This window comes from Bacillus marasmi (genome assembly GCF_902168435.1).
Lineage (GTDB): Bacteria > Bacillota > Bacilli > Bacillales > Cytobacillaceae > Bacillus_BU > Bacillus_BU marasmi.
Genome location: NZ_LR656166.1, coordinates 146,479 through 162,674, shown reverse-complemented (window position 1 = coordinate 162,674; position 16,196 = coordinate 146,479). Strand labels below are relative to the sequence as shown.

The 16,196-nt window shown below is 36.8% G+C and carries 19 protein-coding genes; 4 read left to right on the top strand and 15 right to left on the bottom strand.

Annotated elements, in window-relative coordinates:
- Positions 1 to 110: 110 nt before the first annotated feature.
- The 5 genes from ssuE to FXW34_RS05015 form a co-directional block, all read right to left on the bottom strand.
- Positions 111 to 662 carry an NADPH-dependent FMN reductase gene (gene ssuE, locus FXW34_RS05035; RefSeq protein WP_147532873.1) on the bottom strand — a complete coding sequence of 184 codons (552 nt, stop codon included), beginning with the start codon at positions 660 to 662 and terminating at the stop codon, positions 111 to 113.
- A gap of 88 nt (positions 663 to 750) precedes the next feature.
- Positions 751 to 921 (bottom strand): YezD family protein, encoded by a 171-nt coding sequence (locus tag FXW34_RS05030; RefSeq protein ID WP_147532872.1) that lies wholly within the window; start codon positions 919 to 921, stop codon positions 751 to 753.
- Between the two features lie 253 nt (positions 922 to 1,174).
- Entirely contained in the window at positions 1,175 to 2,065 is an 891-nt protein-coding gene (locus FXW34_RS05025; RefSeq protein WP_147532871.1) for a WD40/YVTN/BNR-like repeat-containing protein, read from the bottom strand.
- 170 nt (positions 2,066 to 2,235) lie between these two features.
- Entirely contained in the window at positions 2,236 to 2,691 is a 456-nt protein-coding gene (locus FXW34_RS05020) for a flavodoxin (protein WP_147532870.1), read from the bottom strand.
- A gap of 184 nt (positions 2,692 to 2,875) precedes the next feature.
- Positions 2,876 to 3,775: a GNAT family N-acetyltransferase gene (locus FXW34_RS05015; protein WP_187118835.1), complete on the bottom strand. Its 900-nt coding sequence runs from the start codon at positions 3,773 to 3,775 to the stop codon at positions 2,876 to 2,878.
- 140 nt (positions 3,776 to 3,915) lie between these two features.
- Here FXW34_RS05015 and FXW34_RS05010 point away from each other — a divergent pair, with 140 nt between their 5' ends.
- Positions 3,916 to 4,344, top strand: coding sequence for a DUF2383 domain-containing protein (locus FXW34_RS05010; protein ID WP_246140865.1), 429 nt, complete (start codon positions 3,916 to 3,918; stop codon positions 4,342 to 4,344).
- A gap of 777 nt (positions 4,345 to 5,121) precedes the next feature.
- Here FXW34_RS05010 and FXW34_RS05005 read toward each other — a convergent pair.
- Complete coding sequence (locus tag FXW34_RS05005; protein ID WP_147532868.1) at positions 5,122 to 6,138, bottom strand: hypothetical protein; 1,017 nt, start codon at positions 6,136 to 6,138, stop codon at positions 5,122 to 5,124.
- 255 nt (positions 6,139 to 6,393) lie between these two features.
- On the opposite strand from FXW34_RS05005, the gene FXW34_RS05000 reads away from it, so the two are divergent.
- A complete protein-coding gene (locus FXW34_RS05000) occupies positions 6,394 to 6,588 on the top strand; it encodes a hypothetical protein (protein WP_147532867.1) in 195 nt (64 codons plus the stop codon).
- Positions 6,588 to 6,794, top strand: coding sequence for a YwbE family protein (locus FXW34_RS04995; RefSeq protein WP_147532866.1), 207 nt, complete (start codon positions 6,588 to 6,590; stop codon positions 6,792 to 6,794). Before FXW34_RS05000 ends, FXW34_RS04995 begins: the two co-directional genes overlap by 1 nt.
- Before the next feature lie 268 nt (positions 6,795 to 7,062).
- On the opposite strand, the gene FXW34_RS04990 is transcribed toward FXW34_RS04995, so the two are convergent.
- From FXW34_RS04990 to FXW34_RS04950, 9 genes are all read right to left on the bottom strand, one after another.
- Complete coding sequence (locus FXW34_RS04990; RefSeq protein WP_066299304.1) at positions 7,063 to 7,263, bottom strand: cold-shock protein; 201 nt, start codon at positions 7,261 to 7,263, stop codon at positions 7,063 to 7,065.
- 176 nt (positions 7,264 to 7,439) lie between these two features.
- On the bottom strand, positions 7,440 to 7,637 hold the full coding sequence (locus FXW34_RS04985) for a cysteine-rich CWC family protein (RefSeq protein ID WP_147532865.1): 198 nt from the start codon (positions 7,635 to 7,637) through the stop codon (positions 7,440 to 7,442).
- A 600-nt stretch (positions 7,638 to 8,237) separates the two neighbouring features.
- Positions 8,238 to 8,999, bottom strand: a complete 762-nt coding sequence (locus tag FXW34_RS04980; protein WP_147532864.1) for an undecaprenyl pyrophosphate synthase — start codon at positions 8,997 to 8,999, stop codon at positions 8,238 to 8,240.
- Entirely contained in the window at positions 8,968 to 9,801 is an 834-nt protein-coding gene (locus FXW34_RS04975; protein WP_147532863.1) for a DUF817 domain-containing protein, read from the bottom strand. Before FXW34_RS04975 ends, FXW34_RS04980 begins: the two co-directional genes overlap by 32 nt.
- 148 nt (positions 9,802 to 9,949) lie before the next feature.
- Positions 9,950 to 10,894 carry an ABC transporter permease gene (locus FXW34_RS04970; protein WP_147532862.1) on the bottom strand — a complete coding sequence of 315 codons (945 nt, stop codon included), beginning with the start codon at positions 10,892 to 10,894 and terminating at the stop codon, positions 9,950 to 9,952.
- The gene (locus tag FXW34_RS04965) at positions 10,887 to 11,819 is read right to left on the bottom strand and encodes an ABC transporter ATP-binding protein (RefSeq protein ID WP_147532861.1); all 933 of its coding nucleotides are present in this window, start codon (positions 11,817 to 11,819) and stop codon (positions 10,887 to 10,889) included. The genes FXW34_RS04970 and FXW34_RS04965 overlap by 8 nt, the downstream gene beginning before the upstream one ends.
- A gap of 65 nt (positions 11,820 to 11,884) precedes the next feature.
- Positions 11,885 to 12,109, bottom strand: a complete 225-nt coding sequence (locus FXW34_RS04960; RefSeq protein WP_147532860.1) for a helix-turn-helix domain-containing protein — start codon at positions 12,107 to 12,109, stop codon at positions 11,885 to 11,887.
- 10 nt (positions 12,110 to 12,119) lie between these two features.
- Positions 12,120 to 12,596: a DUF2975 domain-containing protein gene (locus FXW34_RS04955; protein ID WP_147532859.1), complete on the bottom strand. Its 477-nt coding sequence runs from the start codon at positions 12,594 to 12,596 to the stop codon at positions 12,120 to 12,122.
- Between the two features lie 562 nt (positions 12,597 to 13,158).
- The gene (locus FXW34_RS04950; protein ID WP_147532858.1) at positions 13,159 to 15,087 is read right to left on the bottom strand and encodes an endonuclease MutS2; all 1,929 of its coding nucleotides are present in this window, start codon (positions 15,085 to 15,087) and stop codon (positions 13,159 to 13,161) included.
- Between the two features lie 449 nt (positions 15,088 to 15,536).
- Here FXW34_RS04950 and FXW34_RS04945 point away from each other — a divergent pair, with 449 nt between their 5' ends.
- On the top strand, positions 15,537 to 16,193 hold the full coding sequence (locus FXW34_RS04945; RefSeq protein WP_147532857.1) for an MOSC domain-containing protein: 657 nt from the start codon (positions 15,537 to 15,539) through the stop codon (positions 16,191 to 16,193).
- Positions 16,194 to 16,196 lie beyond the last annotated feature (3 nt).

Sequence of the window (16,196 nt, the reverse complement as noted above, 5' to 3'; positions counted from 1 at the left end):
AAAAAAACAACCATGGTCTTTCACATATGTATAAACGTGTAACGAAATATCAGTAAAATAATAAAACAGGGATTCGAATTACACTTCGAACCCTGCATGCTTTGATAATATTAATTTAATGATGCAATCGAGAGTTTATTAATAATTTGGACTAATTCATTTACATTACTCTGTAATCGGTTTTCAATTTCAATATCCTCAAATACGACACCAGCTTCAGAATACTTAACTTGGGAATCCCCAATGAACACTCCATTTAGAATTTCTGTTGCTCCTAATACTGAAAATAGCGGCTTAAGTGCATATTCTAAAGCTAATAAATGAGCTGTAGTCCCTCCATTTAATATTGGTAATATCGGTTTCTTTGACAGTGCTTTTTCAGGAAGTAAATCGAAAAATGTTTTCAAAACCCCCGTATAGCTAGCCTTATAAACAGGACTTACCACGACCACTGCATCAGCATTGACTACTGAATTTACTGCCTCAATAATTGATGGACTATTGAAATTAGCATGTAATAAATCCTCAGATGGTAGGTCGCGAACTTTGAGATGTTGTGTTTTATGACCATTTTTATTTAAAAGCTCACCAATATATTCGGCAATCGTTGATGCCCTCGAAACACTTGATGGACTTCCAGAAATGATAATAATATTTGACATTTATTTCTCCCCTTTAATAAAAAATATGGTATTCCAATAAATTTACATGGGTTTTGCGGTAAGAAGCTTCTTTTTTATAAATGAAATATTAATAATTACCAGTTCTCAGCTTTTTCTTCTCAACCGCAAAACGTTTCTTTCTTGTACTATCGATTTGTGTAACTTGACCATCATGAACAATAATTGAAATTGATCCATAGTCTATATTTTTTATTAGCTGTAAAATGTGATCAAGCTTTTCTCTCTCAAGATTTACCATGTAATAAGCACTCCTTTTTATTGATTATGTTAGGTAAAAACAAAAAGCTCTCGAACGCAAGTACAATCACTTGCGTTCGAGAGCCTCTGGTGATCCAGTCAGCTTTAATTATAATAAAACCATACTTGAATATTAACCAAATTATTCCCATGAGTCAAGTAGGAATTTATATTTTTCCAATAATTTATTAATTTGTTCCTATAAAATACGGACGCTGATTTAAGCAACGTCCGCAACATTGTTTTTCAATTAATTAGTGCAGTAACTTTTTGTAATGATAAGATTCATATAGACCCGCAACAACGTACTCTTCTTCTCTGTTGACTATTCTCCAACCATGCCCTTTTACCTCACCAAACGGAACTACTCTCTTCTCATTTAGAAACACTCTGGAGATGGTTCCAATCCCATGTTTATTTTTTGCTGAAGTTGTATAAAGAACATTATCACTCCATGATAAATCCAAATAGCAGGCCTCACTTTTTTCACTGATACATGTCTTCCATGTTGGTATTTCCTTCCCAATGAGCTGTGATAGCTCGCAGAAAATGATCTTACCGCTTTTTCCACGACAAGAACCACAAGCCGCGAGAAGAGTATCTTCATTAACTTCCATTGAGGCAATCATGCTGTTTTTCTCTTTTCTAATTTTGCGAATTTCTCCAGTTTTAAGATGTAATCTCCATATTCCTCCATTTGAAAAATGTATTTTTGTACCGATAAATAATTGGTCTTCATGTAGGCAAACTGAACGAATAGCTGGAGGATACTTACAAAAAGAAAACGGCTCAATTCTTTGCCATGATTCACCAAAATTTCGAGATAGAAACAAAGATTTATCAGAATGGGTTACAACAAGCCCAGCATCATTGCAGCACACGCTCCACATCGAGCATTGGGTGTGGAATCGTTTCATTGTCCAAGTTACTCCGCCATTCGTACTCTTAATGAATAACCCGTTATCACCCACACCATAAACGGTTTGATCTGTACTTTTTAAATCTAGGATTCTTTCCTTTGTTAGGTCTAGAGTTTTGACCCATTCATCCTTCCGCTTTACAAAGATACCCTCGTGATCAGCGGCAATGATAAAAGCGCCATTGCTTAATTTTGTCACTGATGTTGCACCTAGAAACGTTCCCATTCATACACTCCTTCCCTCTCAAAGGTTATCCATTCTTAGAGGGATTATTTGCATCCCCCTTTCCAATTAATCTCAGTCTTTTAAAAGGATCAGGATTTATTGCTCGTTAGTATAGGAGTAAAATGGTACCCTTGTTGAACATTTTATGGATGGCCCAAGCTAAAAATTCTTTAAATAATTGCTTTTACTTCTTTTACTTTTTCAGCAAAGCTTTTCCCAAAATTAATACAAAGCTCTTCATCCTCAGGTGAAAGTTCAATTTTCAAACCTTCCTGCACAATCGTTGCCCCAAGCTCTTGCAATTTTTCGGTGAGGATATCAACCGCTACACAAAATTGCTCGTAGGCTGTATCACCTGAACCAAACACTGCAGCCATTTTTCCATCCAAGTTCAAACCATCCATGTCATCATAGAAATCCAAAAATTCGTCTGCAAGCTCTCCATCGCCATATGTATATGACCCTAGGAGAATACCATCATATTGCTCTAGTTCCTTCGGTTCACCGGCAGGTAATTCACGTATTGTTAAATTGACACCAGCCTCCTTTACTCCTTTACCAACCAATTGTGCGATTTCCTCAGTGTTTCCAGTCATGCTTGCAAATACAAGAATTAGGTTTGTCATATTCATCTCTCCCGTGTGAATCATTTTATTTTCAACTTCATTATAATGATATTGATAATCATTATCAATTAAAATTTTTAAAAATGACAATAAATAAGGTGCCTTTTGTGAAAAAACAAAAGACACCTTTGCAACACAAATTTAATAAATGTTTGCTAAGATATAAATCACGACTTCCAAATAATCATTTTTTTATATAATATTGATAGCAAACCACTGATTCGACCTCTTTAAACCCTTCTTTTAAGTAAAGTGCCTTTGCCCTTTCGTTCTCTCCATTCACAGACAATACCGTACGATGATAGTTGTTTTCTTTAGCAATCCGCAATGCTTCTATAATGAGTTCACGACCAAGGCCTCTCCCTTGATATTCAGTAATCAATGCAAGGGGACCGATATTCATAATTGGTGCTCCCTCGTATTCATCTCGGGAACCCCTAACCAGTCCCACTGGCCTATCATGATGGTAAAGAATTCTCATTCCACCTGTAATAAAATCGTCTTGCGAATGTAATTTCACGACCATTTCTTCAGTAATTGGAGTTTGACTTCCTTTAAGTTCGGCAAAGGCTCTATTTCTAATATCGCACCAAATTTGCTCATCTTTTCCAAGTTTATGTGTTTCAAAGTGATAATGAGGTGGTAAATTTGACTCTACTATTGGTAAAACGTCTCTTATTAACAAAAATGCATATCTTTCCTTATGAAATTTCAATTGAGGCATGGCATTCATCAAATGGATATTATTTGTTGGAACATAGATAAAGAGATTGTCTAAATCTGAGATATCTTCAAGTAGTTTTTGAAAAAGATTTTTGTAGTATGTTACATCATCAATTTCAGAATGAAAGATTCGAAACCTCCCCTGCTTTCCCCTACGATAATAATCATTCATTATCAGCGAAGCGGTTGCTACGATTCTATCCCTTTGATTGGTCGTAATATATGTTGGATTTTCACTGTTTGGAGTGAAATTTTCCAGGTCTTTATCATATAAAAAAGAATCATCCACCTCATTCCGATGCTTTCTGCAATACATCACAAATGCCTTTATTTTATCCCTCGTCAATGCTTCAACCTTCAACTCACGACACCACCTTGTCTCTAGCACTTTGTTCCTGTGTTCAATATACAAGAACATTGTCCATAACCCCTGCTTCTTTATCATTCTTTCACGAATATTTCATATGAATTTCCTCATAATAAGATGGGAGGTTGACCAATTTGAATCAAAAAATTGTAATAGAAGAATTAAATACGTTATTGCGTGGAGCCTTTATGGGAATTCGTTCTTTAGAACATTATATCCAAAAAGTTGAGGATCAAGAATTAAAGAGAGAATTTCAATCGATGCAGCAAGATACTAAACTTAACGCTCAAATTATTGCCGAACGAATCCAAAATCTTGGCGGCGTACCCGCTGATGACGAAGGTGTCACTGGCTCGATGCATAGCTTTATGCATAAAGTTACACTTCCGAATGACACATCAGATATTATTGAGGATGCGATTAATGGCTTTGAAAATTATGGCGTTCAATATTCAGAAGAGCTTGTTAAGGGTGATTTAGATCCGGAAAGCAGGAAATTGGCGGAGGATGTTATTAATACAAGCCGACGCAATGCAGAAAAACTGCGACAGCTTTTGCATTAATGATGTATGAACTTACGATTTTTTTACTTCCTCTTTTCGGGTTCATGTAAAGAATGAGGCTGGGACAAAACTAGCTTCTATACATGAAAAAGGCAAAGCCTGTGAAATTTTATCCTTCGTAAAAATTTCACAGGCTTTTTTGTATCCAAACCGGGTTTTGTCCATGCCTCTTTTCTATTGTGGTAAAGAAAATTCGGGAGGTGACAGGCACCTAAATGGCACCTAATTTTAGGGTTGTGCATATAATGTTAAATGTGTTCATAAATTATATTTGTGTGCATATCCGAGTTTTCCTGTGCATATATATGCGGAGTCTATCAAAAGTTGTGCATATATTTTAAAAGTCGTGCATATATCCAAAAAGTTGTATCATATATTTTTTCAAATGAAGCATATCCACTATTTCATGTGCATATCACAAAAAAGTTGTGCAAATAATTTTCCCCAAATAAAGTGAAACCATGAAAAATTAATATGTTATAAACAAAAACGATGATTTTTTTACAAAAATGATGTGGATTCAACCCAAACCAGTCACGTTTTATAAAAAAATACCGCATTTTTCATCTAATACCTAGCAAAATTTCAAAATCCCACTCAAAATCCATCTTTAATTAGACCAATTATGGAAAATCAACATTCGGGTGAATAGATACTCATTCTAAAAAGAAAAAACCGAACAATCATGTTAAATTCTAAGTTAGAATTTAGCATAACAGTTCGATTTTAGTTTAGCCGAAATACTTTTGTCCCAGCCTCATTTTTCCAAGGTATATCCTACTTTTCAAAATACTTCCTTGCAATACCAGCAACTTCCTCGGGTACTTTATAACTTAACGGTTCTCCATGTAAAGTATGAAAAAAGTTAGCATCGCTAGTATCCAGCACCCCGAATGAGAATCTTGGAATCAACCGGGCAGCAATGGAGCTTGGATTCTCCTGATTAAATGATAGATTTAATGCCATATTAAAGCTCGCATAGCCTTGTTCATTCAAGGCACCAAAAATACTTGTTAGTCCTTCCGCAAAATCAAGCCAATCAGACTCAGTGATATCTTGGATCGTAGCTTTACCACGGAAAATAGCCATATAATCATTATGTCCTTTAGGCGCAAATGCGTGCAGCCACCCCACATTGCCTTTTTCACCAATCCAGCGGTCACCAGTTGATTTCTCTGTTTCATACAAAGATGCATAATAATCATTTTGGAAAGCTTTCTCCTTCAGTTTCGCATTAATCAACGCTTGATGATTCGTTGGCGAATCAGAAATGAGCACCTGAATATGAGGATGGAGTATACTTCCACCAGAATTAGGAAGATAGTTCCAGTTAATTGAAGCAAATTGAGCTTCCTTATCGTTCTCCTGGACCTTTTCTATATATTGCTGTGCAGCTAAAAACACATCTTTAATCATTTGTGCTGAGAATTCTTCCAAACGAACATAATGCTGTCCGGAAAAAGTAATGACTCCATTATGCTTACTATAAGGGAATAAATTTGGAAATAAAGTAGCTACTCCTTGAAAAATTCTGCCCTCTTCCGCAATCTCACTAGGAAAAACAGGTGTCATTTTTAAGAGATTTTCAGCACAAAACGGGCACTTTGACCCACTTGTTTGCCGACCAAGTTCTGTATAATCTGGAGGCGTAAGTTTTAATCCCCCATCTGGTACAATCCGTGAAGATTCTCCAGTTAAAGGATCAAAACGAATTACTGTTTTGCGCTCAATTTCATTTCCATTACTATCAAAAAACCGGAACGATTCTTCTTTTTGTAAAAATTGTATTGTCATGTTATCCCCCTTGCGTTTGCCATATGTAATAGAACCATTTTCACAGATTCTACCAAAATCATATATAATTCTGAAAATTTAGTCAATTAATAATGGAAAATACCTCAATAATCTGCGGTTTTTCTCCAGATCAATCATTTACATATTTATCATAAAACAGCATTATTTTCCTTTCGGATTGCCCTTGCTTTTCTTTGACATATGTACAAACTAGATTATACTGAACTAACATCATATAAAAAAGGGGTTTATCCTATGACTGAGAATAATGAACCACAAGCACCGAAAAAGAAAATCAGCTTACAAGAAGCTATGAAGCAGCAACTTGAGAACAAAAAGAACCAGATTTCGGGTAGTAAAGGCAAATCAAATAACGACCTTTCAACTAAGAAAATGAAAAGTCAGCTAACGAAAAAAACAAGTAATACACGTAGAAAAATGGGCGTCTAATGAACGGACAAAATCGAAATGACATATTTCCAGGTATAACTGTTGATATTGTTTTAAAAAAGGATCAAAAAAACGGCAAACTTACTAGAGGAATAGTGAAAGATATTCTTACTAAATCGGGCACCCACCCCCACGGCATCAAAGTCCGACTTACAGATGGACAGATCGGAAGAGTGAAGGAAATTCATCTTGAACAAAATAAGTAAAACACCCTCAATAGTTCCTGTGAAAAATATATTCTCAAGTAATATTAGGGATTCTAATCATACTGTGCTATACTTATCCTACCGTTTATACTATTACTCATTGTAGTTCATGTAGTTGCAAAGCTCTATTCATTTATTGAATGGGGCTTTCCTTCTGTCTATAAGCCTCTTGTCATTGGACAACAGGTGGTGAAATCAATTTTAGTTAACAAAAAAATAAGCAAATAAAAAAACAGACCCTTAATTAAGGGTCTGACACTTAACATTATTAAGCTTTTTGAACGTTTGTAGCTTGTGGTCCACGTTGACCTTGCTCAATTTCAAAAGTTACACTTTGACCTTCGTCTAAAGATTTGAAACCTTCGCCTTGGATTGCTGAGAAATGTACGAATACGTCTTCTCCTGCTTCACGCTCGATGAATCCAAAACCTTTTTCTGCATTAAACCATTTTACTTTACCTTGTTCCATAATTGTTGCCTCCTGGTGTGTGTTTCCACACATAGTGTAACTATCCTTGCTCAAATACCTTAGACGAAAAACAAAATATATTCTCAATCTGAAAAAAGAACAAAAATAACTCTACCTAAGGTTAACAGACATATTATAAAATAGCAAATGGTATTACACTTTTTTCTTATAATTATTTATATATTTTCAATTTGTTCCTTATATTTACTTAAACAACTTTTACAAATACAATGTTTATTTCTGCTCTCTTCTGGTACTAACTCAAATACACCTTTAGGAAAAGTTTCTTTATTGCACCAGCAGCTACCATGTTCCCCTGCACCTGCTTCACATTTATTTTCTTCGCCACATATTGGACAAAATTTATTAGCCATATTTTCTCCTCCTCAATCGTATACCATATATCTTAATTGTAAAAAACATGTGAATAATAACCTATTATATCATTCCTATTTAAATAAAGAGGCTGGGACATAAATATTTCAGCTAAACAAAAAACCGAACTATCACGCGAAATTCTAACTTAGAATTTCGCATGATAGTTCGATTTTGAGCTACCCTGAATTAAATGTCGATCACACATTGAGTGCAAATTTTTTTGCCTGTAGGTCTGTAACCCAGATGTTGATTTCCTTCTGTTTGAAAATAAGCGGAAGAATTACGCTTATTTTGGAAAAGACCCATATTTCCCTTATAATAACGGGAGTTTTTCCGCTTATTTCATAAAAATCAATTGATTTTGTCTTTTGGGGAGTCGTTAAGCGGAAAATCTCCCCTTATTTCAGCTCATTTAGCCCCATTTACATACAATAAGGGGAAATTCTACTCTTATTTAGATTCTCATACCTACATGAAAATCAACACTGAACTCTAATATAGTCCTACATAAAAATCATTTGGTTTTAATAGCGAACAATTTAGTTCTGTCCCAGCTTCTTAGCTTTTAACTATGGAACTTTTGATTTGGTAACCATTCATATTCCACCATATCGCCGCTTTCGTTGCAGGTATTCTTGCAAAGCATGGAAAAAATCCTCCTCGGAAAAATCAGGCCACAACACATCTGTAAACCAAAATTCCGTATAGGCCAGCTGCCATAAAAGAAAATTACTTAAGCGTTTTTCCCCACCTGTCCGAATGAGCAAGTCAGGTTCTGGCATACCAGCTGTATACAGGTATCCTGAAAACCGCTGTTCATCAAGCTCATCAAGAGATAATTTTTCATCTTTGATATCCTTTAGCATCTCTTTCATAGCATCCAAAATCTCGAGTCTGCTTCCGTAGTTGAGCGCCATATTCAGTTGAAGTCCGTCATTATCTCGTGTCTTGTTGATTGCATACTGGACAGCTTCACGTGTATGGTCAGGAAGATTCTCTATATCTCCGATTACTTCTATGCGAACATTATTGGACATTAGCTCTGGGAGATAAACATGTAGAAACTCTTTGGGAAGTCTCAATATAAAGTCTCTCTCAGGCTTTGGGCGTTTCCAGTTTTCCGTAGAAAATGTGTACAGCGTTAAAACTTTCACCTTGCATTCTACAGCAGCCTTAACAATTTTTACAACAGTTGATAAACCTTCCTTATGTCCTGCAAATCTCGGCATGCCTCGCTTCAAGGCCCACCTGCCATTTCCGTCCATAATGATTGCGATATGGTTAGGTATATTATCCTCCGAAAAATGGAAGGATTCTTTCGATTGCTTATTTTTCAAAAAAGGAATTTTCATCGACATTGTCTATCCCCCTCCCGATATATTGATGGTCGACTTTAGTGGAAGATACTCCCTTAACCAGCTTTAAAGTCGCTACTATTAGGAAACTAACAATTACCAATAAGAGCCAAGAACTTACCTTTCCTAGATGGACGAGACTCCATGCATCGGCTTGGTTAGGATATTCCCATGCTCCAAAAAATGTTGCAATATTCTCGGCAACCCAAATAAAAAATCCGATGAGTACAAAAGATAGTGTGAGCGGCATTTGGTAACGCACTCTATTAACCTCGTATGTTACTCTCGTTTGCCAAAAGACTATAATTACAAGGCCAGATAGCCACCACCGTACATCAATCCAATAATGGTGGGTGAAAAAATTCAAATAAATTGCTGTTGCAAGAGCTACTACAACAAAAAACGGTGGCCACTTAATCAATTCAACCTGAAGTCTTCTCCAGGCTTGGCAAAGATAACTTGCTACACTTGCATACATGAATCCGCTATACAAAGGTACTCCCGATATCTTGAAATATGCGTCCTCTGGATATGACCAGGAGCCCATATGTACTTTGAAAAGCTCAAGCGCTAGCCCGATAAGGTGGAACAATGTGATAACCTTTAGTTCATCTCGTGTTTCTAGCCCAGAACGTAACATCCACCATTGCATTAAGAGACAGATCATTAGTAGCCAATCGTAGCGTGGCAATAAAGGGAAAGTCATCATTTTTGTAAGTGCTAAACTGGCAAAAATTACGACAGGAAACACACACGATAGTGCCTGTTCCCAACCGAAAAGCAAGAGTTGTTTTATTGCTCTCATGATTTTCTCCGACTTTGCGAAGGCAGGGCTAGGTTAAGTTGATTGCCGAAGTTCATCGAAATTTTTCTTCTAATTAAAAAAACGGCTCCTTCCACCGCAAATATCGCGAAATCATACATTCTAATTTACCTCCGTATGTCGGTATAGTTTAAGCCGCCACGTCCCTACGTGTAAAAATGAGCCAAGAAATAAGATTGAACACAAGGAAATAGACTACAAGCACACCGATAGAAAATGACAAGGTCATATCTTCTTGGTAAGGTCGCTCAGTCAAATACTGTGTAAGATCGGTATTAGCGAATAATAGATATTTACTCCAATCAAATCGGTGGAGTGCCTCGAGTACAATATTACCTGCAAATAAGGTTCCTATCGAAAAGCCGATTGCCATCGCGCTGCTTCTGAAAGCTGACGAAATCATAAAGGCCAAAGTTACGTACATGACCGTGGATATACTGTTAAGCATATACGTCTTCCAAAGATTTAGGACCATATTCCTTTCGAGGATTTGTCCATCCGTTGTCATACTAATCAACGGTAGATCCATGTATTCAAAGCCGTATAAGATTCCATTAATCACGACTGATATGATAAACAGTATGAATAACAACAACATGCCAAACATCAGAAATGAGATATACTTGGAGACCAGAATTTTGATTCGGCTAGCTGGCCGAATCAGCAGCAGTTTAATCGTGCCGGATGAAAACTCACCCGCTAAACTATCTCCAGCAATGATGATGGTAAAAATCGTAATCACAATCATCAGATTAGCCGAACCGTTCACCCCATCCCACATCGTGCCGTCCGTCGAACGAATATTTTGCTCTAAGTGATAGTTATTAATGACAATTTGTTGTTCGTAGAACGTTTGATCATCTTTACCTAAATTCGGTTGCTTCAGAATTTCACTATACCGCTGATTATCTTGCTGAAGTTTTACCCGCCAACCATCACCCTGCGCTTTTTTTCCATCTTCATTCCATTCGATGATGTTGATAAACAGCACTAAAGCGACCATAAGTCCAACCAAGATCCAAGTACGCACCCGTCGGTAAATTTTCATATTTTCATTAAGTACTAGATTAACCAATTTGCCCAGCCCCCGTAATTTCCAAGAATCGTTCCTCCAGAGATTGTAAGACCATTTGGACGCCGTAAATACGAATATTGTTCTGCATCAGTTCTACAAGAATGTCTGGGATTCGTTCTTCCCTAGTGGTAACCTCTATGTGAGCATCTTGAGTCAGTTTGACCTCCAGAACTTCTTCCATCTGCTTGATGGTCGATAACGCTAGTTCCAGTGGCTTCGCTTTGATTTGATACGTTTGAGCTTGATCATTACCGTGGGTTAAACGTTCAATTGGCATCACATCGACCAATTTGCCCTGCTGGAGGATGGCAACTCGGTCACACATGAGTTCCATTTCGGATAACAAATGGCTCGAGACAACAACCGTAATTCCCTCTGTATGGGTCAAATGTCGCAAATAGTCACGCAGCTCGCGAATCCCTGCAGGGTCCAGACCGTTCGTGGGTTCATCGAGAATTAACAGAGACGGCCGATGCAATAGAGCTTGGGCTACCCCAAGTCGTTGACGCATGCCGAGCGAGTACTTTTTGACTTTGTCATGAATGCGGTTTTCCAGCTTCACAAGCGACACCACTTCGTCGATTCGTTCCTTGGTTACCCCTGGAACCATCCGCGCATAATGAATCAGATTATGGTACCCGCTCAGATATTTGTACATTTCCGGACTTTCCACGATAGCGCCGACGTGACGAATCGCTTGTTCGAATTCAGTTTTGATATTTTTCCCCTTAATCAGTATTTGTCCTTCCGTGATCGACATCAGTCCAACAATCATCCGTATTGTTGTTGTTTTACCGGCACCATTTGGACCGAGAAAACCGAATATTTCGCCTTGTGGTACTTCAAATGTAAGATCATCGATAATCGTGTTCCGGCCAATTCGTTTGGTCACATTCATCAAGCTGATGACAGGTTTGTTATTCATACATGCCCTCCTTTATCGATAAACTTCACGTTTCTTCCGTTTTTATTTTTAGGAAAATTTCACTTTTATGTTCCTTCAATATCATCGTCACTTTGGTATTCTAAAATATCCCCAGGTTGACACTCTAACGCTTTACAAATGGCCTCTAATGTTGAAAATCTAATCGCTTTCGCCTTTCCATTTTTCAAGATAGAGAGGTTAGACATTGTAATTCCAACCCTATCTGTAAGTTCTGTTACGCTCATTTTCCGCTTCGCTAACATAACATCAATATTTATAATAATCGCCATGTTCTCACCCCTAGACCGTTAAATCATTTTCTGACTTGATATCAATCGCTTCTTTTAGGAGTCTTCTAAGAAGAGCAGCAAAGACTGCGATTACCATTGAAGCAAAAACTGGAACCATTCCAATAATTATTAGGCCAGGTGCATCGTCTACCTCTGCCAACATAAAAACAAATGGCAAAATTAACACATACAAGCTACTGATTGTTATTGCACAGTACATAATTTTCTTCAGTGCATTAACAGATAAGTCAGAGAAGGCTTGGTTATTGTCAATATAGCTTAAAAGCTTAAAAGCCTGATATAATGCACCAAAAAACGGAAACACTGATACAAAAAAACCAACAACAATGGGATATAAAATATGCGCAAAATCCGGATTTACTGGGTTTTTTAAAAGCCACGGCACTCCAAACACACACAAAGCAAGAACTGGGGTTCCTATAAGAAATACAGCCATCCTTAAAAACAATGTTGATCCACGTTTCATAAAAAGCACCTCACAAGATTATTTTCATTTTTGATATTAACAGGATATTTATCGTTTTTCAATAAATATTTATCTTTTATTATTAATTTATTATTGTTAGTTTTATTTTTTGTCGAAAAAATATTCCCCCTGCACAAAAAGACACCTTCTTTCTAAAGAAGGTGTCTTTTAATAAAGTACGTTTAAATAATTGATAGAATTGAGAGATTTTTTTCATCCGCTTTTGATCATTCTTTTTCGTATGCTACCTACTCCCCATAGGAAAACAGAATTAACACAATTAAAAAAACAAATGATAGGACCAAATACTTCACTGCATCTTCCTATTCCTTCAATCCCTGAAATATTAACATTGCAAGGTCCTCACTCAGATTATCCACACCTAAATCATTATTAAGCATTTGTTCAACAGTTTGTTTTGAATTATGCCTTTTCTTAATAAACTTACTGATGTGTATCCATAGTATTCCATTTTTCAAGTATTAAACTCAGTAAGGTAAAAATAATTTTACCTTACTGAAAGTATTTTAATTTTCTATTTGTTAAGGTTTTTTTGAATTATTTATTCTTCATGTACAATCTCGATTCCTTCGACGTGCTTGCGAGATAATAGATGTTTTTTCTTCCTATTTTCTACACTTTCAAAAATAATATCAAAATCGTAATCTTCAGGATATAATTCACTAGCGGCAATATGGAGCGTTAGTCTTTTATGGTTATAGGTCGCTTTTTCTCCCTTTACTTGAACAATATAATTCCCCTGTTCATCTGGTCCTTTATAGACAATACCAAACACATTTGCTGGTGAAATCACCACATTATCACCCTGTTGAAAAATTGTTATCATTTGCTTGGGAGATGGTTGTTTCTTCACTCTTTGCTGATGCTTGTTAACGATGATTTGCTTTTCTCTTTCCCGCTTAGTTACCGAATCCAACTCCTCATCCTGATAAGTTTTACGTTCTTTATAAGTGATTTCATGGGCACGTTCAATTAATTTTGGATGAATCCCAAGCTTTAATGCAATCGCGAATGCCTGACTTTCGCCACCCTTGCCGATATTCAACTTATAGGTTGGTCGTAACGTTGCTAAGTCAAATTCCATCGAACCATTAATAAAACCTGCTTGCGTTTCGGCAAATTCCTTTATTTCACTATAATGAGTCGTAGCAAGCAATGTTGCTCCTTTTGCATACAATTGTTCGAGTATGGCAGTTGCCAATCCCATCCCTTCACCTGGGTCTGTACCCGAACCAAGCTCATCCAAAAGGACTAACGTACGATCATTTGTTTCTTTTAAAATCTCAATAATATTAACAATACGCGAGCTGAATGTGCTTAAATTCTCTGTAATACTTTGTCCATCACCGATATCAACAAGAATGTTTTGATATACAGCAACTGAACTTCCCTCTCCGACCGGAATATGAAGTCCAGCTTGAACCATCATTGTCAACAGTCCAACCGTTTTAATCGTTACAGTTTTCCCTCCAGTATTGGGTCCAGTAATAACCAAAGCATTTTCCTGATTTCCTAATTCAAACGAAATCGGTACTGCTTGTGAACCTAGTAATGGATGCCGCGCATTTTTCAGATTATAGTAATGTGCCTCGTTGATTTCTGGTTTCATTCCATCTATGGAGATGCAGTATTTTGCCTTTGCAAATAGAACATCATAATGAACCATCGTTTCAACGGCTAATCTGATTTGCTGTTCATTTTCTTCCACTAAACCAGTGAGAAAGAATAGGATTTTTTGAACTTCAGCATCTTCCTCTGCCTTGATCCAGCTTAGCTGCTCTTGGTACGCTGCGATTTCTTCTGGTTCAATAAATAAGGTGGAGCCAGAAGCAGATGTATCAAGAACCGCTCCTTTCACTTTGTTTCGATATTCCTTTTTGACTGGTATGACATATCTACCGTCCCGTTGACTTACCACATGCTCCTGTAAGTAAGACTTCAGTTTTCCAGAGCGAACCATTTGTTGGAGCTTTTCTTTCAGTCTATCTTCTTGGATTGAGATTTGTTTTCTTATTTTTAATAGTTCTTTACTTGCGTAATCATCTACTCCGCCATTTCGGATGCAACGGACAATTTCTTCTTCTAGTTTTGGTAATTCTTCTGTTGAAAAAATATAACTGGAAACGCGCGGAGCAACATATTGTTTATCCTTCATAAACCTGCGCATTTTACCGCAGCAATCTAGAAAGTCGGCTAGCTTCGATAACTGTTCAGGTCGCAGTGCGACACCTTTATTCAAGCTCTTTAGTAATAGTTCCATTCCATCCAAGCCGTGAACAGGAACACTCGTTGAGATTTTCATTATATCCACAGCTTCTGATACCTCATCGAGCCAAGCTTCGATTTGTTTTAGGTTTGTTGAAGGCATTAATTCTAGCACCTTCGCCTTTCCCGCTGGTGTTAGAGCATAACTCGCGATATGTTCTTTAATTTTGCTAAATTCCAAAACTTTAAATGTATGATTATTCATGATTTTCTCCTCCAAAAAATAAAAATAGCCGCGTTGAACAATGTCAACGCGGCCTAAAAATCCCGTGGTAAAATAAACACGCAAGGATTTGTGCATTTAAACTAATATTAGCCAAAATAAAAAGCCGTTTACACAAAGGTACACAGCTACAATCGGCTAAGGATAGTATGCTCGGTTTGACCATTGTTCTTAACTGCATTCCATAGATAAATAAGACTTCATTCAACTGAAAATTGAACAAAATCTGATAGGAATGACATTATCCAATTATTGGATTAGTTAAGAACGACACCTAACATAAAACATACTCCCTTTATACATAGAGATTTCAAATACAATATAGCATATTCGTATAATGGTGTAAAGTTGCTGAAGATTGCCAAGAAAGCTTCGCTGAAGTTATAGTAAAATAAAAACATAGAATTTTATTCATCAAGGGGAGAATCATTTTGCAGAATAGTCAAATCATCTTTTTATCTAAAGGACTACCAAAAACAAGAACCTACAATAGTGCAGAATATCATTCTGGTATTTGGAAGGAATCAGCGACTGAGTTTTATGTAGAAAAGAATATTATTTCTGGTGATGATGTCGCAAACCATGATTATCATGGGGGTAAAGATCGCGTCGTTTGCTTTTATCCATATGAACACTATACATACTGGGAAAAGGAATTTGGATTAGAGTTAACTCAATCAGCATTTGGTGAAAATGTGACGGCAACTAATATGAAAGAGGATCAAGTTTTTATTGGGGATATTTTTCAAATGGGTGATGCAATTCTTCAAGTCTCACAAGGGAGATATCCATGTGCAACCATTAATATAAGAAACGAAAATCCTCGCTTATTGAAGAAAATTATTGAAACTGGTTATACTGGTTATTTTTTCCGAGTAATGAAAGAAGGCAGGATCACAACCGAATCACAAATAACCAAACTTTCTTCCCTTCCAAACGCAATTTCTGTCGCCGAGATTCACCAGCTATATTTTCACGAAAAAGCACCGACCAGTGAGGCTATTCAAAAGATATTAGATGTACCCGAGCTTGCAGGCCGTTGGCGCGAACTACTATTTGATTTAAAAATGAAAATTGACCTATCGTAATAT